Source organism: Enterobacter sp. SES19 (assembly GCF_011765665.1).
Lineage (GTDB): Bacteria > Pseudomonadota > Gammaproteobacteria > Enterobacterales > Enterobacteriaceae > Enterobacter > Enterobacter pseudoroggenkampii.
Genome location: NZ_CP050320.1, coordinates 1,453,079 through 1,476,145 on the forward strand (window position 1 = coordinate 1,453,079; position 23,067 = coordinate 1,476,145).

The 23,067-nt window shown below is 57.6% G+C and carries 18 protein-coding genes; 11 read left to right on the forward strand and 7 right to left on the reverse strand.

Annotated features, from left to right (window positions below):
- Window positions 1-26: 26 nt before the first annotated feature.
- Window positions 27-1,610 (reverse strand): phosphoethanolamine transferase, encoded by a 1,584-nt coding sequence (locus tag GXP72_RS06855; RefSeq protein WP_024908708.1) that lies wholly within the window; start codon window positions 1,608-1,610, stop codon window positions 27-29.
- A 283-nt stretch (window positions 1,611-1,893) separates the two neighbouring features.
- Window positions 1,894-2,022, reverse strand: coding sequence for a manganase accumulation protein MntS (gene mntS / locus GXP72_RS06860; RefSeq protein WP_032645368.1), 129 nt, complete (start codon window positions 2,020-2,022; stop codon window positions 1,894-1,896).
- A 183-nt stretch (window positions 2,023-2,205) separates the two neighbouring features.
- On the opposite strand from mntS, the gene mntR reads away from it, so the two are divergent.
- The 9 genes from mntR (at window position 2,206) to GXP72_RS06905 (ending at window position 12,851) form a co-directional block, all read left to right on the forward strand.
- Window positions 2,206-2,679 carry a manganese-binding transcriptional regulator MntR gene (gene mntR, locus GXP72_RS06865; protein ID WP_023310887.1) on the forward strand — a complete coding sequence of 158 codons (474 nt, stop codon included), beginning with the start codon at window positions 2,206-2,208 and terminating at the stop codon, window positions 2,677-2,679.
- Window positions 2,676-3,785 carry an anion transporter gene (locus GXP72_RS06870; protein ID WP_157188804.1) on the forward strand — a complete coding sequence of 370 codons (1,110 nt, stop codon included), beginning with the start codon at window positions 2,676-2,678 and terminating at the stop codon, window positions 3,783-3,785. The genes mntR and GXP72_RS06870 overlap by 4 nt, the downstream gene beginning before the upstream one ends.
- Before the next feature lie 101 nt (window positions 3,786-3,886).
- Complete coding sequence (locus tag GXP72_RS06875) at window positions 3,887-4,981, forward strand: HlyD family secretion protein (protein WP_208763641.1); 1,095 nt, start codon at window positions 3,887-3,889, stop codon at window positions 4,979-4,981.
- Entirely contained in the window at window positions 4,978-6,549 is a 1,572-nt protein-coding gene (locus GXP72_RS06880; RefSeq protein ID WP_032649392.1) for a DHA2 family efflux MFS transporter permease subunit, read from the forward strand. Before GXP72_RS06875 ends, GXP72_RS06880 begins: the two co-directional genes overlap by 4 nt.
- Entirely contained in the window at window positions 6,549-8,072 is a 1,524-nt protein-coding gene (locus tag GXP72_RS06885) for an efflux transporter outer membrane subunit (RefSeq protein ID WP_208763642.1), read from the forward strand. Before GXP72_RS06880 ends, GXP72_RS06885 begins: the two co-directional genes overlap by 1 nt.
- Window positions 8,073-8,179: 107 nt before the next feature.
- Window positions 8,180-9,220, forward strand: coding sequence for an aldo/keto reductase (locus tag GXP72_RS06890; protein ID WP_208763643.1), 1,041 nt, complete (start codon window positions 8,180-8,182; stop codon window positions 9,218-9,220).
- Between the two features lie 148 nt (window positions 9,221-9,368).
- Window positions 9,369-10,745: a glycoside hydrolase family 1 protein gene (locus tag GXP72_RS06895; protein WP_208763644.1), complete on the forward strand. Its 1,377-nt coding sequence runs from the start codon at window positions 9,369-9,371 to the stop codon at window positions 10,743-10,745.
- Window positions 10,746-10,796: 51 nt separating this feature from the next.
- A complete protein-coding gene (locus GXP72_RS06900) occupies window positions 10,797-12,119 on the forward strand; it encodes a PTS transporter subunit EIIC (protein WP_208763645.1) in 1,323 nt (440 codons plus the stop codon).
- Window positions 12,120-12,134: 15 nt separating this feature from the next.
- A complete protein-coding gene (locus GXP72_RS06905; RefSeq protein ID WP_024908700.1) occupies window positions 12,135-12,851 on the forward strand; it encodes a GntR family transcriptional regulator in 717 nt (238 codons plus the stop codon).
- An 8-nt stretch (window positions 12,852-12,859) separates the two neighbouring features.
- Here GXP72_RS06905 and GXP72_RS06910 read toward each other — a convergent pair whose 3' ends face one another.
- The gene (locus GXP72_RS06910) at window positions 12,860-13,669 is read right to left on the reverse strand and encodes a glycosyltransferase (RefSeq protein WP_157188808.1); all 810 of its coding nucleotides are present in this window, start codon (window positions 13,667-13,669) and stop codon (window positions 12,860-12,862) included.
- A 241-nt stretch (window positions 13,670-13,910) separates the two neighbouring features.
- Window positions 13,911-14,831 (reverse strand): L,D-transpeptidase, encoded by a 921-nt coding sequence (ldtB, locus tag GXP72_RS06915; RefSeq protein WP_024908698.1) that lies wholly within the window; start codon window positions 14,829-14,831, stop codon window positions 13,911-13,913.
- Window positions 14,832-15,053: 222 nt separating this feature from the next.
- On the opposite strand from ldtB, the gene GXP72_RS06920 reads away from it, so the two are divergent.
- Window positions 15,054-16,649, forward strand: a complete 1,596-nt coding sequence (locus tag GXP72_RS06920) for an ABC-F family ATPase (RefSeq protein WP_024908697.1) — start codon at window positions 15,054-15,056, stop codon at window positions 16,647-16,649.
- 91 nt (window positions 16,650-16,740) lie between these two features.
- Here GXP72_RS06920 and GXP72_RS06925 read toward each other — a convergent pair whose 3' ends face one another.
- Complete coding sequence (locus GXP72_RS06925; RefSeq protein ID WP_208763646.1) at window positions 16,741-19,104, reverse strand: glycoside hydrolase family 31 protein; 2,364 nt, start codon at window positions 19,102-19,104, stop codon at window positions 16,741-16,743.
- A gap of 17 nt (window positions 19,105-19,121) precedes the next feature.
- Complete coding sequence (locus GXP72_RS06930) at window positions 19,122-20,423, reverse strand: MFS transporter (protein WP_024908695.1); 1,302 nt, start codon at window positions 20,421-20,423, stop codon at window positions 19,122-19,124.
- Between the two features lie 288 nt (window positions 20,424-20,711).
- Between GXP72_RS06930 and GXP72_RS06935 the strand changes: the two genes are divergently transcribed.
- Entirely contained in the window at window positions 20,712-21,785 is a 1,074-nt protein-coding gene (locus GXP72_RS06935; protein ID WP_090417644.1) for a LacI family DNA-binding transcriptional regulator, read from the forward strand.
- On the opposite strand, the gene GXP72_RS06940 is transcribed toward GXP72_RS06935, so the two are convergent.
- Window positions 21,782-23,038 carry a DUF1479 domain-containing protein gene (locus GXP72_RS06940; protein ID WP_090417642.1) on the reverse strand — a complete coding sequence of 419 codons (1,257 nt, stop codon included), beginning with the start codon at window positions 23,036-23,038 and terminating at the stop codon, window positions 21,782-21,784. The two genes, GXP72_RS06935 and GXP72_RS06940, sit on opposite strands and share 4 nt — an antisense overlap.
- Window positions 23,039-23,067: the final 29 nt, after the last annotated feature.

Here is a 23,067-nt window from a genome sequence, read left to right on the forward strand (position 1 = left end):
GGGCATCGGTCCGCACGAGACGGCAATTACTTATTCTTAATATCAAAAATATCCGTACCCAGATGGTTGTAGTCAACTTTCTGTAACTTGAAGTTGGTAACGTACACTGGGGAAGCTTTCTTGTTAGAGACAAACGGGTAAGCATTTTTTATCTGCTCGGCCTTAATCCCGGTCCACTGCGAGAAGAACTGCAGGAAATCATTTGCCGAACGACGCGCTTTAATAACGCGATGCGTTTTATCGTCACTCGACAGCACCATAAACGGCACCTGGAAGTTCTGCTGGAACTTGTCATCGTGCGCCAGGTACTGCACCTCTTTACCACGCTCTTTAAACGCCAGCCCGTGATCCGAGAAATAGACCATGGAGAAGCTGTCGCCCGTATTGCGTAGCTGATCGTACAGCTTGCTCAGCAGGTCGTCGGTTTGCGTCATGGTGTAGAGATAGCAGGACGTCTCTTTGGACTGCACAAACTCCGCGTACTTCCCACCGGTCCGATCGCAGGCCTGCGGGTGCGACCCCATCAGGTGCAGGACGATCAGCTGAGGCTGGGTGCGCGGGGTGGCGAAGACCTGTGCCGTCATTTTCAACAGCGCTTCGTCTTTGGTGTTTTTGTCGGCTTCGAAGTCGCCATTTTTCAGGAACTGCACTTCGTCAGCGCGTTTGGCGATACTGGCGATGGCCGTATCGTATTCGCCAATTTGCCCCTGATTAGAGAACCACCACGTCTGAAAACCCGCACGGTTTGCCAGGGTGACGAAATTATCCTGATACTGCGGTTTGCCATCCACCACCCGGTTAAGGGTCAGGCCGAGCGATTTCTGCGTCGAGCCGCTGGCCGCGACATAATCGGTAAACAGCGTGCCTTTGACTGAGCTGGCAAACGGTGTGTTATCCCAGTGACCGCCAAACGCTCCCATCGCATCGCGACGCGCGCTTTCGCCAATCACCACCACATAGGTGTGATATTTCGGCTTAACGGCCAGCACGTTCCAGGTGTCTTTCATATTGGAAAGCTCAGCCATGCGCGCCTGTTCGTCGAGAACCTCTTTATTGTTTACAACGACGTCTTTCACGAAGCGGAAAACCGGATAACCGATATTGCTGAGCCTTAGTTTACCGTCCCAGGGAATATTCTGGATGGGAGCGACAAAGGCCACGGCAATGCTGAACACCAGACAGAGTATTTCGATCTTACCCCAGGATTTTTTCTCGCCCGACTGACGGCGGATGGCGATAACGCCCAGCGCGAAGATAAAGATCCCGACCACGTAGCTGTACCACGGGAAGATCGTCAGGATCTCCGTTGACTCTTCCATATTGGTCGAGTGCAGCGCCAGCAGGGTATTAAAGTTTGGCGCGCCGTAAGCCTGACCAAACGGGAAATAGAGTGCAGCAACCAGCGAACAGATGCCGATTAACGCTTTTTGCACGCGCGGTGCGGATCGCCACAGCAAATGCAGAACGCAGGTGAACGCCACCGCGTAAAGCAGACTAAAGGGATAACCCAGCGCAAAGTTAATCAGTAATGACTGCAAAAAGTAAAAACCCGTCCACGGGCTTAAGGCCCGGCTGCGGGTCACAACGGTATCTATCAGGGTTACATTCATAGGTCACTATCATGGATGAAAACGCCATGTGCTCACCCTGGCGTCAAGGGTCATAACCTGCCTGACAGTGCGTGGAGAGGGAATGAGGGTCCGCTTCAGCGAGCCGCAAATTGTGCAGGGCTGCAAGAAGATAGTGCGAGCGCTAAATAATATCAACAGTTGCTAAGCAGATGTTTTGCGAAGGGGATTGCAAATCCGTAAAAAAGATCGGGAATAAGGCGGCTGGAAGCCAGTTTAGAGCGAGATTGTGACGGGAAAATGAAGCGGCGTACCGCAACGCCGCTTAGTGGGAAGATTTGTCGTCCTGATGCGGTTTGTTGTTAAACATATCGCACAGCATGTTCAACAGCATTAAGCGCACTTTAAAAGGAGAGTGGGTAAACACGGTCATGCACCTCTTGAATTCGTTCATAAGACCTCCTGAGTTTTGATCCCTTCGATCCGTGAAAGGTGACTGCATTACATACAGATATAGCACAGGCTATATTGTATAGCTATGGCTATTTCGTTAATTTTTTGTGCTTGCGGAGCTATGGTTTACAATGTGCGCTCTCGAAACCGGGCGCTGGAAGCGTCACCCCACTGAGGAAGTACAATGAACCGTCGCGCAGGTCATCCGACAATGAGGAAAACGACGCAACTGGTGAATGTTGAAGAACATGTCGAAGGTTTTCGCCAGGTCCGTGAAGCGCACCGGCGTGAACTGATTGATGATTATGTTGAACTCATTTCCGATCTGATCCGTGAGGTTGGTGAAGCGCGGCAGGTCGATATGGCCGCCAGGCTGGGGGTTTCACAGCCAACTGTCGCTAAAATGTTAAAACGCCTGGCCTCCGTGGGCTTAATTGAAATGATCCCCTGGCGCGGTGTTTTTCTGACGCCGGAAGGGGAGAAACTCGCGCAGGAGAGCCGCGAGCGCCATCAGCTTGTCGAGAATTTTTTACTGGTGCTGGGCGTCAGCCCGGAGATTGCCCGCCGGGATGCGGAAGGAATGGAACACCACGTTAGCGAAGAGACGCTGGTGAAATTTCGTGAATTTACGCTTAAATATGGTCCCTCCGCTGAATGAAAATCCCTGGACTGCAGGCCCTGGCACGCGATCGTTTCTTCCATCTCTTATTAATTATTGGCGCAGCGTTAAGCCTCTTTGTGCCTTTTGCCCCACACGCCTGGCCCGCCGCGATTGACTGGCGCACCATCATTACCCTGAGCGGCCTGATGATGCTCACCAAAGGGGTCGAGCTGAGCGGCTATTTTGACGTTCTGGGACGTAAAATGGTGCGCCGGTTTGCCACCGAACGCAGGCTGTCCCTGTTTATGGTGTTCTCCGCCGCGGTGCTGTCGACGTTTCTGACCAACGATGTGGCGCTATTTATCATCGTGCCGCTCACGCTCACGCTGCGTAAGCTCTGTGAAATTCCGGTCAGTCGTCTGATTATCTTTGAAGCGCTCGCCGTAAACGCCGGTTCTCTGTTGACGCCTATCGGCAACCCGCAAAATATCCTGCTCTGGGGCCGTTCCGGCCTGTCGTTTGCCGCCTTTACCTGGCAGATGGCCCCGCTGGCGCTGGTGATGATGCTGTCCCTGCTGGCGGTCTGCTGGTTTGCCTTCCCGGATAAAAAACTGCAGTACCACAGTGGCACAACGGGCCCGCAGTGGCAGCCGCGTCTGGTGTGGAGCTGCCTCGGGTTATACATCGTCTTTCTGTTCGCGCTGGAGCTGAAGTATGAAGTGGCGGGCGTCCTGCTGGTCGCCGCGGGCTTTGTCGTCCTGGCGCGGCGTGTGCTGGTGAGCGTGGACTGGACGCTGCTGCTGGTCTTTATGGCGATGTTTATTGATGTGCATCTCCTTATCCAGCTTCCGGTGCTGCAAAACGTTCTGCACAGCGTCAGCACGCTGTCTCAGCCGGGATTGTGGCTAACGGCGATTGGCCTGTCGCAGTTTATCAGCAACGTGCCTTCCACCATTCTGCTGCTCAACTACGTTCCGCCGGATACGCTCCTGGCCTGGGCCGTTAACATTGGCGGGTTTGGCCTGCTGCCCGGCTCGCTGGCCAACCTGATTGCCCTGCGTATGGCCAACGACCGTCGTATCTGGTGGCGTTTCCACGTCTGGTCGATTCCGATGCTGGTTTGGGCCGCGGCGATCGGTTTCGGACTATTCCTTCTCATATAGTGCGCAATTTGTCAGTTTTTCCTGGCAAACGTATAGCAACGTCCTAGCTTTAGTGAACGGCATAGTGTGATGCCGCTCACTGACAGGACCGTTGCTGACCTATGGCTGAAGATCAAACTCCCCCTGCAGACGAGCAGGACAAAAACAATAATGCGCGTAAGCGCCCGGGCAAGAAACCGTTAATTATCCTCGGCATTGTCGTGGTGGTGATGGTCGTCGTGGCGCTGGTCTGGTGGTTTTTAACCCGTAACGAAGAGACGACCGACGACGCCTTTACCGACGGCGACGTGGTGACGATTGCCCCCAAAACGGCGGGCTACGTCACCGAGCTGCGCGTGCTTGATAACCAGCGCGTGAAAAAGGGCGATCTGCTGGTGGTCATCGATCCGCGTGATACCACCGCCCAGCGCGATCAGGCCCAGGCCCAGCTTGGGCTGGCTATCGCGCAGCTGCATCAGGCTCAGGCACAGCTGGCGCTCTCAAAAGTGCAGTATCCCGCCCAGCGTGACGAAGCCAAAGCGCAGGTGCTGAAGGCGCAGGCCGATCTGGCGAACGCGCAGGCGGAGTACCGTCGCCAGCGCGGCGTCGACCCTCGGGCAACCACCCAGCAAAGTATTGATTCCGCGAACGCTCAGCTGCGCAGCGCGCAGGCGGGGCTGGCCAGCGCCCAGGCGCAGCTGGAAGTAGCGGAACAGGTACAGCTGCAAATCCGCCAGCAGGAAACCAACGTTGAAGCGCGCGAGCGTCAGGTCGATCAGGCGAAAGCGCAGCTGGAAACGGCCAATCTGAACCTCTCTTACACCGAAGTCCGCGCCCCGTTCGACGGGTTTGTCACAAAACGCAACGTTCAGCCCGGCACGCTGGTGCAGGCGGGAACGGCGCTGTTCTCCCTGGTTTCGCCGAACGTGTGGGTGGTGGCGAACTTCAAAGAGTCCCAGCTTGAGCGCATGAAGCCCGGCGATAAGGTCACCGTGTCCGTCGACGCGTGGCCGGATATGGCGCTCGAGGGCCACGTTGACAGCATCCAGCAGGGCAGCGGCTCGCGCTTCTCCGCCTTCCCGGCAGAAAATGCCACCGGTAACTTCGTCAAAATTGTGCAGCGCGTGCCGGTGAAAATCGTGATTGATAAGGGGCTCGATCCGAACAAACCGCTGCCGCTGGGGCTGTCGGTTGCGCCGAAGGTGACGGTGGAATGACGGACCACAGCCACGACAGCTGGAAGCCAGCCAGCAATCCGTGGGCGGTGGCGATTGTCGTCACCCTGGCGGTGTTTATGGAAATTCTGGACACCACCATCGTCAACGTGGCGCTGCCCCACGTGGCGGGTTCGCTCTCGTCCAGCTATGACGAATCCACCTGGGTGTTAACCAGCTATCTGGTCGCGAACGGCATCGTGCTGCCCATCTCGGCGTTTCTGAGCCGGGTGTTTGGCCGCAAGCAGTTCTTCCTGATCTGCATCGTCATGTTCACCGTCTGCTCATTCCTGTGCGGGATCGCCACCGAGCTGTGGCAGATCATCCTGTTCCGCGTGATGCAGGGCTTCTTTGGCGGCGGGCTGCAGCCCACGCAGCAGTCGGTGCTGCTCGACTACTTCAAGCCCGAAGACAGGGGCAAAGCCTTTGGGCTCTCGTCCATCGCGATTATCGTTGCGCCGGTCCTCGGTCCGACGCTGGGGGGCTGGATCACCGACAACTACTCCTGGCGCTGGGTGTTCTTTATCAACATCCCGGTGGGGATTGTCACGGTGCTGGCGATCTACCAGCTGCTGGAAGATCCGCCGTGGGAGAGCAAGTCTAAAGAGAAGCTGACCATCGACTGGACGGGGATCGGCCTGATCGCCCTGGGGCTGGGCTGTCTGCAGGTGATGCTCGACCGGGGAGAAGACGAAGACTGGTTTAACTCGAACTTTACCCGCACTTTCGCGGTATTAACGCTGATCGGCATCATTGGTGCGATTTACTGGCTGATGTATGCCAGAAAACCGGTGGTGGATCTGCACTGTATGAAGGACCGCAACTTTGCCATCTCCAGCCTGCTGATGGCGGGGATGGCGATGATTTTGTACGGCAGCTCGGTGGTGATCCCGCAGCTGGCGCAACAGGACCTGGGCTATACCGCCACCTGGTCCGGGCTGGTGCTGTCGCCCGGAGCGGTACTGATTGTGCTGACCATTCCGCTGGTGCTGAAGCTGATGCCGGTGGTGCAGACGCGCTGGATTATCGCCTTTGGCTTTACCTGCCTGGCGGTGTCGTTCTTCTGGTCGCGCACGCTGACCCCGGATATCGACTTCGAAACCTTGGTGTTGTTCCGCAGCGCCCAGTCGCTGGGGCTGGGGTTCCTGTTTGTGCCGCTGACTACCATTGCCTTTATCTCGATACCAAGGCGGCTGAACGCCGATGCGGCGGCGCTGTTCACCATGTTCCGCAACGTGGCGGGCTCGGTCGGGATCTCGCTGTCGACGGCGGCGATTACCGAGCGCTCGCAGGCGCACAGCGCGCACCTTGCGTACCACGCCTCGCCGTTTAACGAGCAGTTTCAGCAGGCGATACGCGAAAGCGCGCAGGCGATCCAGAACTTCACCACCCAGGTGGGCGATCCCACCGGCATCGCCACCGGGCGTATGTACCAGACGATGATTGAGCAGTCGCGCTTCCTGGCCTACATCGACGTCTTCACCATTCTGAGCGCGGTGGCCTTGTTACTGATTCCGTTTTGTTTGTTGCTCTCGCCGGTTAAGAGCGAGGGGAGTGCTGGAGCACATTGATGATACACAGACGTTTACACCCCCTGATGATAATGATGCTGCTGGCAGGCTGCGCCGTCGGGCCGGACTACCAGCAGCCCGCGCCACCTTCCGTCACGCACTGGAACGATAAGGGCGACGGCTCGGTAAAATCGCAAACGACCTCCGCCGCGACCAACCCGCGCTGGTGGAAGACCTTCGGCTCGCCGCAGCTCGACAGCCTGGTTGAACGCGCCATCGTCGGGAACCTGACGCTGCAGCAAACGGTGCTGCGCATCGCGGGAGCGCGTGAACAGATTAACCAGGCGGGCGGGGCGTTTTATCCGTCGGTGAACGGCAATCTGCAGGCGACGCGCCAGCAGCTTGGGCTGGAAGGAGAGCTAAAATCTCACGGCGTTTACGACCAGGTGGATAGCATCGATCCCGCTCTGAAAGGCGCGCTGGGGTCGCTGACGCAGCCGATCAACCTCTACCAGGGCAGCTTCGACGCCCGGTGGGAAATCGACCTGTGGGGCAAGGTGCGCCGTCAGGTGGAAGCCGCCGAAGCGCAGCAGAAAGCGGCTATCGAACAGCGTAACGACGCGCTGGTGTCGCTGGAAGCCGAAGTGGCGCGCGCGTGGCTCCAGCTTCGCGGGGCGCAGAGCATTATCGCCACGCTGAACACCCAGATTAAAAGCGCGCAGCAGACGCTGGATCTGACCGAAAGCCGCCAGCGCGGCGGGCTGTCGCCGCAAATGGATGTGGAAAACGCCCGGGCGCAGTTAGGCAACCTTGAAGCACAGCTTCCGCAATATCAGGCGCAGGAGCGGCAGGCGATGAACGGCCTGGCGATCCTGCTCGGCAAGCCGCCGGGGGCGCTGGATGCGGAATTACAAAGCGTGCAGCCGATGCCTGACCTGCCGGATATTGTGCAAACAGGCATTCCGTCGACGCTGGCGCGACGCCGTCCGGACGTGCGCGAAGCGGAGGCGAACCTCCACGCCGCGACGGCGCAAATAGGCGTCTCGGTGGCGGAGCTGTTCCCGAGCTTTACGCTTTCCGGGCAGTTTGGCCTGCGCAACAGCGAAACTAACTGGCTGACCGACTGGAGCAGCCACTTCTACAGCTTTGGCCCGCAGGTCTCCATTCCCATCTTCCAGGGCGGTCGACTGGTTTCCAGCGTGAAGGTGGCGCGCGCGCAGCAGGGGGCGGCGGTGCTGGACTATCGTCAGACGGTGCTCACCGCGCTTGGCGATGTCGAAAACGCGCTGGTGAGCTATCGCACCGACCAGCAGCGTGAAGCGGGGCTGGCGAAAACGATCGATGCGCTGCAAAACGCGTTTGACCTGGCAAGCGACAGCTACCGCCAGGGGATCGCCAGCTTTATCGACGTGCTGGACGCCCAGCGACAGCTGGCGCAGGCTCAGCAGCAGCGCGCGCAGGCGCAGGTGCAGAGCGCGCTCGATCTGGTGGCGCTCTACAAGGCGCTCGGCGGCGGCTGGGAGCCGTATCAGCAGGTGCAATTACCGGACTACAGCGTCTTTGGCGACGCCCCGCGCGGATAAATATTCAGAGGATTGGGCAAGAAACGGACAGGAACGCCACATTCGCGATCGCTGAGGGGCGGGTATAACTATCGGGTACCCCTTAAACGACATGCGAGGATTATCTTATGCGTTATCAAAAACTGGGCAACACCGGACTGTTTGTTTCTGAACTGTGCCTCGGCACCATGACCTTCGGTGGTGAAGACGGCATGTGGGGCAAGATTGGCCAGCTTAAGCAAAACGAAGCCGAGCAGCTGGTGGGCCGCGCGCTGGATGCGGGCATTAACTTCATCGATACCGCTGACGTCTATTCGGAAGGGCGCTCAGAGACGATCCTCGGGCAGGCGCTGAAAAACCTCAACGTCCCGCGCGAAAATGTGGTGGTTGCCACCAAGGTGTTCGGCGAAACGGGCACCGCCGGGGTGAACTCGCGCGGTAGCTCGCGCTATCACATCATCAGCAGCGTGAAGGAGAGCCTGCGCCGCCTGCAGCTCGATCATATCGATCTCTATCAGCTTCACGGTTTCGACCCGGCCACGCCGATTGAGGAGACGCTGTATGCGCTGGATAACCTGGTGCAGCACGGCCACGTGCGCTATATCGGCGTCTCGAACTGGGCGGCGTGGCAGATTGCCAAAGCGCTGGGTATTTCCGAGCGTCTCGGGCTGGCGCGTTTCGCATCACTGCAGGCGTATTACACCATCGCCGGACGCGATCTTGAGCGTGAGCTGGTGCCAATGATGCAGAGCGAAGGCGTCGGGCTGATGGTCTGGAGCCCGCTGGCGGGCGGTCTGCTGAGCGGAAAATATGGCCGCGATGGGCAGAGCGAAGCCGGTGGTCGTCGTCTGGAGTTTGACTTCCCGCCGGTGAATAAAGAGCGCGCCTTCGACTGCGTGGACGTGATGCGCACTATCGCCGAAAGCAAGGGCGTCTCCGTCGCGCAAATCGCGCTGGCGTGGCTGCTGCATCAGAAAGCGGTGACCAGCGTCATCATTGGCGCGAAACGCGTTGAACAGCTGGACGACAACATTGCCGCCACCGGGATCCGTCTCAGCGAAGACGAGCTCAAACAGCTGGATGCGGTCAGCGCGCTGCCGCGGGAATATCCGGGCTGGATGCTGGAGCGGCAGGGTGAATATCGCCGCAATCAGCTAGCGCAGCAATAACCCTTCTTGCCCCGGGAGTGCATCGCTTACCGGGGCTTTTTTTCCCGCCTTGCTCACAAAAAACGATCCTCCTCTTTGATCGACCTTTCATCTTCGCCTATATGACTAGTCATGAAATTTTAAATGACTAGTCATATAGGGAGAGACCATGATCAATTCACTGCCGACCAACTTTTTGTGGGGCAACTCGGTGTCCAGCATGCAGACGGAAGGGGCCTGGAACGAGGGCGGGAAAGGCATGTCGGTATACGACATTCGTGAAGCCGGGGAGAACGTCTCCGACTGGAAAGTGGCGACCGACTCCTACCACCGCTACCGGGAAGATTTTGACCTGATGCAGGATCTGGGCATGAACTGCTACCGCTTCCAGATCTCATGGAGCCGCGTCTGCCCGCAGGGTGACGGCCCGTTCAACGACGAAGGCATCGCATTTTACGACCGCTTTATTGACGATCTGATCGCCCGCGGCATCGAGCCGATGATCTGCCTGTACCATTTCGATATGCCGCTGGCGCTGGCGCAGGAGTACAACGGCTTCAACGACCGCCACGTAATGGACGCCTTTATCCGCTATGGCAAAAAGATGATCGACTGTTATGGCGACCGCGTGAAGTACTGGCTGACCTTCAACGAGCAGAACATCTTCCATATGCCAGAAGCGTTCCGTATTTCCGGCTATATGAAAGGCGAGAAAACCCTGCGCGAGCTGTATGAGCTGCAGCATCACACCATGGTGGCACACATGGCGCTGACCGAATACCTGCACCAGACTAAACCGGGCCAGCTGATGGGCGGCATGCTGGCGCACCAGCTGATCTACCCGGCTACCTGCAAACCGCGCAATATCTTCTGCGCCCAGCAGTATGACGAGTTTCTCAACCAGAACCTGCTGCGCGTCTTCGCAGGGCAAGGCTACAGCCCGGCGGTGATGGCGGTGGTGGAACAGGAGGGCTTTGGTGATATCTACCGCGCCGAGGACCTGGCGCTGTTCGCTCGTACAAAGAACGACTATATGGCCTTCAGCTATTACGCCAGCAAAACGCTGGACAGCGATGCGATTCCGGAAGGCACGCCGGTGAACTATTACCTGCTGCACGGCGAGAAAAATAACCCGTACCTGAAGGCCACCGAGTGGAACTGGCAGATCGATCCGCTGGGCTTCCGCACCATCATCACCCGCTACGCCAACGACTGGCGCCTGCCGGTGTTCCCGATCGAGAACGGCATTGGGGTGATTGAGTCATGGGACGGCGTGAACCCGATTGAGGACACCTACCGCATCGACTATCACCGGGCGCACATCGAGGCCATGAAAGCGGCGATGTTCGAGGACGGGGCAGAGGTCATTGGCTACCTCGGCTGGGGATTGATCGACATTCTCAGCTCCCAGGGCGACATGCGTAAGCGCTACGGCGTGGTCTATGTCAACCGGGAAAACCACGACCTGAAAGACCTGAAGCGCGTGCCGAAGAAGAGCTACGCGTGGTTAAAACAGGTTATCCATACCAACGGACGCGAGATGTAAGCCGTACGCTGCCGGGCCGTTTTTGTGACTGATTGATGGGAACACTCCGCTATGTCTGAAACAAAAATCACACCGCACATGCAGTCCTTTGTCGATAAATTTGTCGAGTTTTCGGCGCGCCTGGCAAACCAGGTGCACCTGCGCTCCCTGCGCGACGCCTTCGCCACGGTGATGCCGATTTTCATCCTCGCCGGTCTGGTGGTGCTGGTGAACAACGTGGTGTTTCCGTGGATTTTTCACGGCGATACGCTGGCACACTTCAAAGTGTGGGGCGAGGCGATTATCAACGGCACGCTGAACATTGCCGCGCTGCTGCTGGCGCCGATGATTGCTTGGTCGCTGGCGCGCAACAAAGATTTCGACAATCCGGTCTCGGCAGTGGTTATCGCCGTCAGCAGCTTCATCATCATGATGCCGATGCGATTGCAGATTATGCCCGTCGGCAGCGATACCACGGTGAAAGTCACCCAGGTGCTGACGTTCGCCAATATCGGCTCCACCGGGATTTTCGCCGGGGTGCTGATTGGGCTGCTCTCAACGGAAGTGTTTATCGCTATTTCGCGCCTGAAGGCGCTGCATATTTCGCTGGGGGAAAACGTGCCTCCGGCCGTGAGCAAATCTTTTACCGCGCTGATCCCGACCATCCTCACGCTCTCCCTGTTCGCGGTGCTGGCGGCGGTGCTGGCAAACGTGCTGCATACGGATCTGATCCATCTCATTACGACCTTTATCCAGCAGCCGCTGCGGCTGATCAACACCAGCCTGCCGGGGACGATTTTCATCTACAGCTTCGGCAACTTCTTGTTCACGCTCGGTATTCATCAGTCGGTGGTCAACAGCGTGGTGCTGGAGCCGTTCCTGCTGATCAATACCAACGAAAACATGCTGGCCTTCGCCAACGGTCAGCCCATTCCGCACATCATCAACAATATCTTCGTGCCGACGTTCGGCATGGTAGGCGGCACGGGCAGCACGATCTCGCTACTGATTGCGATATTTATCTTCTCGCGCCAGCAGTCGGCGAAGCAGGTGGCGCGTCTCTCGCTGGCACCGGGCCTGTTTAATATCAACGAGCCGGTGATTTTTGGCCTGCCGATCGTGTTTAACCTGCCGCTGATGATCCCGTTTGTGCTGCTACCCGCCATCGGCATCTATTTCGCCTGGCTCTGTACCACGCTGGGGTTAATGTCGCGCTGCGTGGTGATGATCCCGTGGACCACGCCGCCGATCCTGAGCGCCTGGCTGGCCACGGCGGGGGACTGGCGGGCGGTGGTGGTGCAGTTGGCAATCATCGTATTTGGTGTATTCTTCTACCTGCCTTTCCTCAAAATTGCCGAGCGAGTGGCGTTGAAAAACAGCGGGATAGAAAACTAACAGAAAGGAAGGACGATGGCGGCGAAGTACATCACCATAGCGCGGGAAATTAAGAAACGCATTATCAGCCAGCAGTACGCCGCCAACGAACCCCTGCCGGACCAGTTTGCGCTGGCGGCGGAGTTCAGCTCCAGCCGGATGACCATTCAGCAGGCGATGCGCCAGCTGATCGTCGAAGGTCTGGTCTATACCCGTCAGGGCCAGGGCACGTTCATCCGCAAAAACTTCCTCCAGCTCTCGCAGTGGGATCTCTCCGGCAGCGACTACTTTGGCGCGACCAAAACCTGGGCACATCTGGGCACGGTCACGAGCCAGGTGGTGCATTTCGAGCTGCGCTTCCCGAACGAAAAAGAGCAGGCGTCGCTGATGATTAACGCCGATGCGCCGATCTATGACTTTATTCGACTCCGTTTGCTGAACGGTGAACCGATGTCGCTGGATTCCACGGTGATGCCGATGAATCTGGTCCCGGGCCTGACGAAAAACCATCTTGAAGCTTCAGTGTTCCAGTACGTTCAGGAAACGCTGGGGCTGAAAATTATGGGGTCGTACCGGGTGGTGCGGGCGCTTAAGCCCAGCGCGCTGGACAGAGAGCATCTGGTCTGCGAGGAAACCGATCCGGTGCTGGAGGTGGAGCAGGTGATTTATCTGGAAGATGGCACGCCGCTGGAGTATGCCCACTGCCACTATCGCTACGACCACGGCGGGATCGTGATCGTGAATAACGGGTAATCAGTCTTTCAGGCACACGACTCGAAATAGCTGTCCGTGTCTTTTATGTAAAGATCGTTCTGACACAGATGCTGTATTTGACCAGGCTTAAATGTAAAACGGATTTTTTGAAACCAGGAACGTTTTATTTTGCTGGTATTCTCGCGCGATAATCCATAGTCATGGATTATTTCATGAACAAAACGAATGCTTTGTGCAGAAACATAGACAGGTGTTTTGGTTAGCTGAATCAGTTTGCTGATCCAAATATCATCCGCGCGAGGACAAACCGTAATAAAATCTTCGTTATAATGGAAATATTCCGGGATCATATTTTTCTTGAGCACAACGCCACCAAGACCGGTGATGATATAGTTCTGCTCAACGACTTTTGGCACGGTGATAAGCGGGAAATTACGATAGGTATCAAGAAGTTCTTTCTTCTTCTTTACTGTTTCACGCACCCGCGCGGCAACCACATATTTTTGATTGTGGCGATAAAAATCATCCAGCAGTGTTTCTGCCCAAATTTCGTTATAGATTGCGTCATCATCGGCATAAATCAGAATATCGTCTTCGGTTGCTGCTTGCAGCGCCGGAAACAATTTCCGATAAGGGCCGGTGTTCTTAACCCATTTAAAAACCAGGTTGGTGCCCGTCTGGCGAATTTTCTGCGCCCACTCCGGCTCCTCAGTGATGCCTTCGTCACTGAGATAAGGTGTACTGGAGACCCACACAACAATTTGATCGACCTTCTTACTCTGGTTCGCCAGTGACCACACCGTTTGCGAACAGAGATAAAGGCGCGATTTTGTTGTTGTTAAGTTAATGCTAATCATCAAACTATGCGTGCTCCAGAGATAAAAAGACCTTATAAAAGCAGATAAAACTGATTTTATAAGTGGGCGCATCATAACACTTAGAGGATTAGATGTAACCCCGCTGGGTTAGCAGAAAATGGCAAGAAAGGCACTTACGGCAGTAATAGCTGTTCAGAAAGGGTCAGCGTGATGGAGATTACAGTGCAATAAGACCCCGATAATACGGGGTCTTATAAGATACGTTATTGATTCAGCGTAATCAGTTCAAACGCACCGGCATACCGGAGCGGTTCTGCACGGCCTGGTCAACAATCGCCGTTTCGACATCTGGCTGAGACGTCACCGCCTGCACCGCGCTGTTCAGCGTAACAGGAACGACTTCGTTGTTGTTGATCTGGTCCTCGCTGGTGGACAGCGGGTTGTGCACTTCGATGTAGCGGCTGCCGTCTGGTTCAGAGGTCGCTTTCACCGGTTCGTTGATGAACTGCACGCGCGTACCGACCGGCACGTTTTCGAACAGGAATTTGATGTCGTCGTTACGCAGGCGCACGCAGCCGTGGCTCACGCGCAGGCCGATACCGAAGTTGGCGTTGGTGCCGTGGATCGCATACAGACGACCAATGTACAGCGCGTACAGGCCCATTGGGTTATCCGGGCCTGCCGGTACAACGGCTGGCAACGGTTCGCCCGCCGCGATGTATTCTGCGTGCATTTTGGCGGTCGGCGTCCAGGTTGGGCCCGCTTTCTTACGCTCAACTTTGGTGGTCCAGTTCATTGGGGTGTCTTTACCCAGCTGGCCGATACCGATTGGCAGCACGATAACGGTGTTGGTGCCTTTCGGGTAGTAGTACAGACGCATTTCGGCGCTGTTAATCACGATACCTTCATGAACGGTATCCGGCAGGATCAGCTGCTGAGGAATATTCAGCACGGTACCTGCTTTCGGCAGGTACGGGTCAACGCCCGGGTTCGCTTCCAGCATGTTAGACAGGCCCAGCTGGTACTGCGCAGCGAAATACTCCAGCGGCTGAGAGTTACCTTCAGGAACCGTCACCACCTGGTTTTGACCCACCAGACGGCTTCCGTCGGTCGGCAGGGGATACGTCACCGCAGACGCGGTCTTACAAAAACCTACTACGGCTAACGCCGCCGCAAAAAGCGCTGTTAATTTCATGTTCATGTTGTGCGAGGTATCTAAGCCATTCAGGCGATGAGTTGATAAGTCTGAATCTGTGATGGGAGCGCATTATATGTGCATTCCCGCTCACAGGGAATTCAGATGTGTACGAAATCACATTTTTTTCGATTTTGTTAAAGTTTAGTGGATGGTTGCAACGCGGGATCTCAATTCGGAATTGTGGCATAATGCCGTGTTTATCACACTTTTCGCAGGAATCTCCCCGTGTTAGTTACCAGCAACGTCACTATGCAGTTTGGCAGTAAGCCGCTGTTCGAAAACATTTCCGTCAAATTTGGCGGCGGCAACCGTTACGGCCTGATTGGTGCCAACGGTAGCGGTAAATCCACCTTTATGAAGATCCTCGGCGGCGATCTGGAGCCGACCCTCGGCAACGTGTCGCTCGATCCGAACGAGCGCATCGGTAAGCTGCGTCAGGATCAGTTCGCCTTCGAAGAGTTCACCGTGCTCGACACCGTGATCATGGGGCACGCGGAGCTGTGGGAAGTGAAGCAGGAGCGCGATCGCATCTATGCGCTGGCCGAAATGAGCGAAGAAGACGGCTATAAAGTGGCCGACCTGGAAACGCAGTACGGCGAGATGGACGGTTACTCTGCGGAAGCGCGCGCGGGCGAGCTGCTGCTGGGCGTGGGTATTCCGGTTGAACAGCATTACGGCCCGATGAGCGAAGTCGCGCCAGGCTGGAAGCTGCGTGTGCTGCTGGCTCAGGCGCTGTTCTCTAACCCGGACATCCTGCTGCTCGACGAACCGACGAACAACCTGGACATCGACACCATCCGCTGGCTGGAGCAGACGCTGAACGATCGCGACAGCACCATGATCATCATCTCGCACGACCGTCACTTCCTGAACATGGTCTGTACGCACATGGCGGATCTGGACTACGGCGAGCTGCGCGTGTATCCGGGCAACTACGACGAATACATGACGGCGGCCACCCAGGCGCGTGAACGTCTGCTGGCGGACAATGCCAAGAAGAAAGCGCAGATTGCTGACCTGCAGTCCTTCGTCAGCCGCTTCAGCGCCAACGCCTCTAAATCGCGTCAGGCAACCTCGCGCGCGCGTCAGATTGATAAAATCAAGCTGGAAGAGGTTAAAGCCTCCAGCCGTCAGAACCCGTTCATCCGCTTCGAACAGGACAAGAAGCTGTTCCGTAACGCGCTGGAAGTGGAAGCCCTTACCAAAGGCTTCGATGAAGGCCCGCTGTTTAAAAACTTCAACCTGCTGCTGGAAGTGGGCGAGAAGATTGCCATTCTGGGCGCTAACGGCGTGGGTAAATCCACCATGCTGAAAACCCTGGTCGGCGAACTGCAACCGGACAACGGCACCGTGAAATGGTCCGAAAACGCGCAGATTGGTTACTACGCGCAGGACCATGAGTACGAGTTCGAAAATGACCTGACCGTCTTTGACTGGATGAGCCAGTGGAAGCAGGAAGGCGACGACGAGCAGGCGGTGCGCAGCATTCTGGGTCGTTTGCTGTTCAGCCAGGACGACATCAAAAAGCCGGCTAAAGTGCTCTCCGGTGGCGAGAAGGGCCGCATGCTGTTCGGCAAGCTGATGATGGAAAAACCAAACATCCTGGTGATGGACGAACCGACTAACCACCTGGACATGGAATCTATCGAATCCCTGAACATGGCGCTGGAGATGTATCAGGGCACCCTGATCTTCGTCTCTCACGACCGTGAGTTTGTCAGCTCGCTGGCGACCCGCGTGATCGAAATTACGCCAGAGCGCGTGGTGGACTTCACCGGTAACTACGAAGATTACCTGCGCAGCAAAGGTATCGAGAACTAAAAAAATGCCGGGTGGCGGCTTCGCCTTACCCGGCCTACGTTCTATACCCTCTCCCTGTGGGAGAGGGTTAGGGTGAGGGCATCAGGCCGCACTACAGCACCCACTCAATCCCTTCAACCCCGTTCACCCGCAGCGTACGTTTTTCCCCCGCCGGTAATGACACCTTCAGCGCCTTCCACGCCGGACGATAATCCCCGCGCGCGTTGACCTTCAGGTTGATGGTTGCGCCATCGCACACCATTTCCCATTCCACCCACAGCGCGTTGCCGTTCTGATAGCCCCAGCTTTCACCGTCGTCTTCAAACAGCAGCCCGGAGGTCGCGCCGACACCTTTCACCGGGAACAGCTTCAGCTCGCGGGTCGTATCTTTTTCGGCACTCACATGCGTGATGCGCTCGCTGAGCGGCAGACCGGCTCCGGCGCGCACCAGCAGCGGCAGTTTTTCCAGCGGCGCGTCGAGAACGATCGACTGGCCGCCCGCATACCACGCGTGGGTGTAAAAATCATACCAGCCGGTGTCGTTATCCGGCAGCCAGACGCGGCGCTCGCGCTGCCCGGCTTCGACGACGCTGGCGACCAGCAGGTCGCGGCCCAGCAGGAAGTCATCGCATTCTTCGAAGGTCTGCGCATCGTGCTCGTGGTCGAGGAAGGTCGGACGCAGCATCGGCTCGTCGTCGGCGTGCGCCTGCCATAGCAGGGTGTAGAGATACGGCAGCAGGCGGTAGCGCAGCTCAACCGCGCCGCGAATGGCTGGGGTGACGCCCGGGTACATCCACGGCTCGTTCACCGTGTGGTCATCGTTCCACGAGTGAATGGTAAAGCGCGGATGCATCACGCCGTTCTGCACCCAGCGCACGAACAGCTCGGCGTCCGGCTTGTCGCCGGAGAAACCGCCCACGTCATGGCCGACGTTGAACAGCCCCGACAGGCTCATGCCCAGCCCCATGCGGATGTTATAGCGCAGTGTGTCCCAGCTGGTGCGGTTGTCGCCGCTCCAGGTCTGAACGTAGCGCTGCATCCCGGCGCAGCCGGAGCGGGAGATCAGATACGGGCGTTTTTCCGGCGCAAAGCGCTGCTGCGCTTCCAGCGAGGCGCGCATCATCAGCAGCGGCATGACCGGGCGAATGTGCTTGATGGCGATCTCCTTACCGAAGCCAAAGCAGCGGGCTTCCCCGTCCCACACTTCATATTCGTTGTTGTCGTTCCAGGTGGAGTCGATGCCCATCTCCAGCAGCTGCGTGGTGACGCCGTTCTGCCACCACTGCACCGTCTGCGGGTTGGTAAAGTCGAGGTGCGAGCCTTCGTCATCCCAGAAGCTGGAACGTTCGGGTGCATCGGTTTCTGAATCGCGAATGAACAGGCCGCTCTCCGCCACTTCGTTATAGCGAGGATGATCCTGCAGCAGGCACGGCTTGATGTTGGCGGCCAGCTTCAATCCCGCGTCGTGGAACGCCTGGCTCATTACCTTCGGCTGCGGCACCTTGTCGTAGTTCCAGTTGAAGACGTAGCGCTTGCCGTTGATGGAGGTATAGCCGGAGGAGAGCTGGAACGAGTCGCACGGAATGGCGTGCTCTTCGCACAGGCGGATGAAGTTCATCAGCTGGTTTTGCGCATCCGGCGCGTCGGTGTAGTGCATGGTCGAGCCGCTGTAGCCCAGGCTCCATTTCGGTCCGAACAGCGTTTTCCCGGTCAGACGCACGAAGGCTTTGGTAACGTCCAGCACGCGTCTGCCGGTAAAGATGTAGTAGTCGATATCGCCCGCTTCCGCCTGCCAGCGGCGATAGGCGGTGTGGTAGTTGTCGATTTCGTTACCCAGATCCAGCCAACAGCTGCTCAGGTTGTCGTAGAACAGGCCGTAGCTGACGTCGTCGCGGCGGGCGATAGTGAACGGGATGTGCTTGTAGAGCGGGTCGGTGCTGGCCGCGTTGTACCCCATTGCGTCGAGGTTGCGCATCTCATAGCGTTTACCGTTGCGCTGCAGATCGCCCGCTTTCTCGCCCAGGCCGTAGAAACGCTCGTCCTTACGACGGCTGAGATAGTGCGCTACGCCGTCGCCGTGGGCGTTCAGCAGGTAGGCGCTGGTGGGGCGGTCATTGACCAGCGGCAGCCATTCGCCCGCCTCATTGCGGTAGTGCCACTCCAGCCACAGCGGCTGGTGGACGGTCACGCGCAGCTGTTCGGTTGCCACGGTTAGCGTCTCACCCTGCTGCGTCAGGTTCCAGGCCGGGCAGGAGAAACCGCTTATGTCGTCACGACGGCGGCCTTCCCAGGGCACGTCTTTTTCCGGAGCGATACTCCAGGTGCGGTCCAGCGCCAGCTCGCCTTTGCGCTTAATCAGCACGCGGAAAAGGTTCTCTTCCAGCACATACAGGCACAGGCGGTGCTGGTTATCGACCAGCAGTTCCAGATGGTTTGCTGACTGAATATCAACGGTCCAGTTTTTCAGGGTTTTCATATGCAATACATCCACTATCAGGCGCGCTTGGCGCGACGTTCAGCAATAAATGCTACCAGGAAGACAGCGCCAATCAGGTCAAAGAAGCCCATGGCGATAAAGAGCGGGTTAAAGCCGATTTTGTCGGCGGTCACACCGATTAACAGCGAGAACAGGAAACTGGCGATCCACGCCGCCGAGCCGCGCATGCCGTTGACGGTTGCCATCTGGCCTTTGTCGAAGGACTCCACGACCAGGGCGCTCAGCATGCAGGAGATGATCTGGTGCCCGAAGCCGCCGATGGAGATCAGCACGATGGTGATATACGGGTCGCGGGTAATGGCCACGATGGCCAGCGAGATCATCAGGAACGCGCCGGTCACGGAGCTGGCGACGACCGAGTTAACGCGGGAGCAGCCGAACAGACGGGTGTACAGACGCGTCAGGTAGCCGCTCGCCACGCTGCCGAGGTCGGCGGCGAGGAACGGCAGCCAGGCAAACATCGCAATCTGCTTCAGGTCCATGCCGTGCTCTTTGGCAAGGTACAGCGGCACCCAGAAGCTTAGCACCGCCCAGGCGGGTTCCGCCATAAAGGCCGGGATGGCGATACCGTAGAAGCGTTTGTTTTTCGAGACGGTTTTCAGCGCGGTCAGGAAGGGCAGTTTGACGGCAGGCGGTTCGTTATCCTGCTTGATAAACGCCAGCTCGTCCTTGCTCAGGTTCGGGTGCTGCTCCGGGTTATGGTAGAACGCCCACCACAGGATCACCCACAGCAGCGCCAGCACGCCGGTAAACATAAACGCCCCCTGCCAGCCAAACGAGGCGTGAGCAAAGTAGATGATTGGCGGAGCCAGCATCGCGCCGATGGAGAAGCCCACGCCCGCCCAGCCGGCGGCAACAGGTCGTTCTGATTTCGGGAACCATTCACCGATGGTTTTGGCGTTAGCCGGGGTAGCGGCGGCCTCAGAGGCACCCATAAAGAAGCGCAAAATAGCCAGGTGCAGCCAGCTTCCGGCGCCCGCGTGGAAAATACACATCAGCGCCCAGATCCCGGCGCAGACCATAAAGCCAATCTTCAGGCCGATCACGTCAATCAGCCAGCCGCAGAGGGGCTGGAAAATGGTGTAGGCGATCTGGAACGCGCCAACGATCCAGGAGTACTGCTCGGTGGTGATCCCGAGGCTCTCTTTCAGCTCGGGGGCAAGAATGCCTAACGAATTTCGGGTGATGTAGTTAACGGTGACGCCAAGTAAGAACAGCACCAGCACGTACCAGCGCAGGTTCTTGATGACGCGACGGGTTTTGCTTGTCGCAACGGTGTTATTGATGTCCTGACTCATTTTACTCTCCACAAGACGGACGGTAAGGGGACGGAGGTTCAGGTGTCACACAGATTTTTATGCCTTTGATTTCTATCCGTTTAAACTGCTTAAGTTGGTATACAACTAGTATGGAAGTTGTGTGACAAGTTCACCTTAAGGGAGAAAATGAGTGGGCAATAGTGGATTTTGTGCAAAATTTCTCATAACTGACTCAACCACTCTGGCATGATGGCATTTATGTCAGTTATTGCCTGACGGATACGCTATGAAAATTTTTTCATTTCGCAAATGGAGCCAGATCACAAAATGGACAAAAGGCTAAAAATCACCGAAATCGCCGCCCGTACGCAGCTCTCGATCAGCACCGTGTCTCGGGTGCTGGCGGGGAAAGCGAATACCAGCGAAAAAGCGCGCGCAAAGGTGCTGGCGTGCGCGCGGGAGCTGGGGGTGATGGAGGGCATGGCGGCGGGACGGCTGCTGCTCAATAGCCTGGTGGTTTTTGCCCCCCAGCGCGCCTTCGACGAGCGGTCCGACATCTTTTACTACCGCGTGATCCAGAGCGTGAGTAAAGGCCTGGCATCCCACGATGTGCGCCTGCGCTACTGCGCGCTGGAAGAGAACGACAGCGATGCCCAGCTTTTTCTGGCGCGCATGAATGAACCGGATACTCAGGCGGCAATCCTTCTCGGCATCGACGATCCCCACATTCACGATCTGGCGGTGGATGTGGGTAAACCCTGCATGCTGATTAACTGCCGCGACCGGAACATGCGTCTGCCTGCCGTTGCGCCGGATCACCGCGCCATTGGCGAGCGGGCGGCGGAATACCTGTTCGAGATGGGACACCGTGAGGTGATGAACGTGCTGTGCCTGCGTCGCTACACCATGGAGCTGCGCCTGTCGGGGATCCGCGACGCGTGGCAGTCCCACAACCTGACGTTCAGCGATAAACGCGATCTGCTGGTGGTGCCCAGCTTCAGCGCGCGCGAAACGGAACAGGCGGTCAGCAGCTGGCTCAGCGAAGTGCAGGGGAAAGATTTACCTACCGCGTTTCTGGTCGGCGGCGACTTTATGGCGGCGGGCACCATCAGCGCATTACAAAACCACGGTCTGCGCGTGCCGCAGGACGTGTCGGTGATGAGCATCGACGGGTTTAACCTGGCGGCGATCCAGGATGTTCCATTAACGGCCGTGCACGTTCCCCGCGACGAACTGGGAACCGAAGCGGTACACATGCTCCAGCAGCGGCTGATGCGCCCGGACGCGCCGGTGGGGACGTTGCTGCTTAACGGAACGCTGACCGTGCGGGATTCGGTACGGCGGATACGTCAGGGGAAACGACGCACCGCCGTGGAGCGGGAAGGGCTGTACGACAGTTAGACCATGCCCAGCGCGCGCTTGCCGTGGATGTTGAGATCGTTCACGGTAAAGCGGTCCTGCCAGCTCTTTTCATAATCCTCACGCGGGAAATCCCCCGGCGACGCGCCGGTCTCCAGCGCTTCCTTGACCTTTTTCGCGTAGGCGAGGTTTTTCTCGCACATCGGTGCGGCGGGGATGTACATCACGTTGCCCCAGCCCTGCTGATTGTCCACCGGCGCGACGGAGTGGATCACATCGCAGTGCCACCACACGGAATCGCCCGCGTCCAGTGCCGGAATGCTGGTCAGCGCCTCGATAAGCAGCGGGTGCCACTTCTCGGAAACCGGCAGCACGCGCCCCGGCGCCACGCCGCACAGCTCGTCTTCCGGCACGTCGTCCAGCAGCGGACGCAGCAGAATGTACGCCATCGCTTCCGGGATGGGCACCACGTGCAGCAGCCCCTGTCCGGGGATCATGTCCGACAGCGCGGTCCAGCCCTGGAAGGTGCGGAATACCGAGCATTTGGTGGTGTTATCGACGGTATACTCTTCCACTTCGGTACGGTGCGCGGCGTTCCACGGATCGTATTTCTCGACGTTGCCGTCAAACACGCGGGCAAAGACCTGCTGGTAAGCCGGCAGCAGCCAGCGCTCCAGCGCGCCGGAGTCGGTATGCGCGCCCAGTCCTTTCGAGGTGGTTCCCGGCGGACGGCGGCGGATACGGTCCGGATAAATCACGCTCACGTCCGGGTCAAACCACTGTTTGCCGTTGCTCTCGAATGTCCATAAACGGTTCAGGAACGACTGCACCTGCGCCATCTCTTCGCTCTGGCGCGCCTGCATCTGCGCCTGCGACCAGTAAATCGGGTAAATCTCCGGACGGGAAGCGGTCAGGGTGCCGAAGAAGTTATCGCCCGGCCCTTTGTACACCTCGTCAAACTTGTTCAGATCGAGGTAGTCGAGCATCGACTGATCCCACGCCAGCGCCTGCTCGCGCGGGAAATGACCTTTAATCACCGCGCAGCCGCGGCGCTTAACGGCTTCGCGCTGCGCGTCGGTAATGGTGCCGTTTTTTACATCCGCGAACGGGATCGCCGGCCAGACGGATTCGCCTTTGTTTTTAAGGGCGTTGATTTCCGCCACGCGGGTGGCAATTTTATCGCTGAGCTTGTTGAACACCGCCTGCACGTCGCCGATCTGCGCACGCAGCTCACGTTTCAACTGACGGATTGCCGCTTTGTGATCCGCCGGCAAAGTTTCACTGGTAAAGGTCATAACTGCCTCGCCTCTTTCATTCGAAAGTA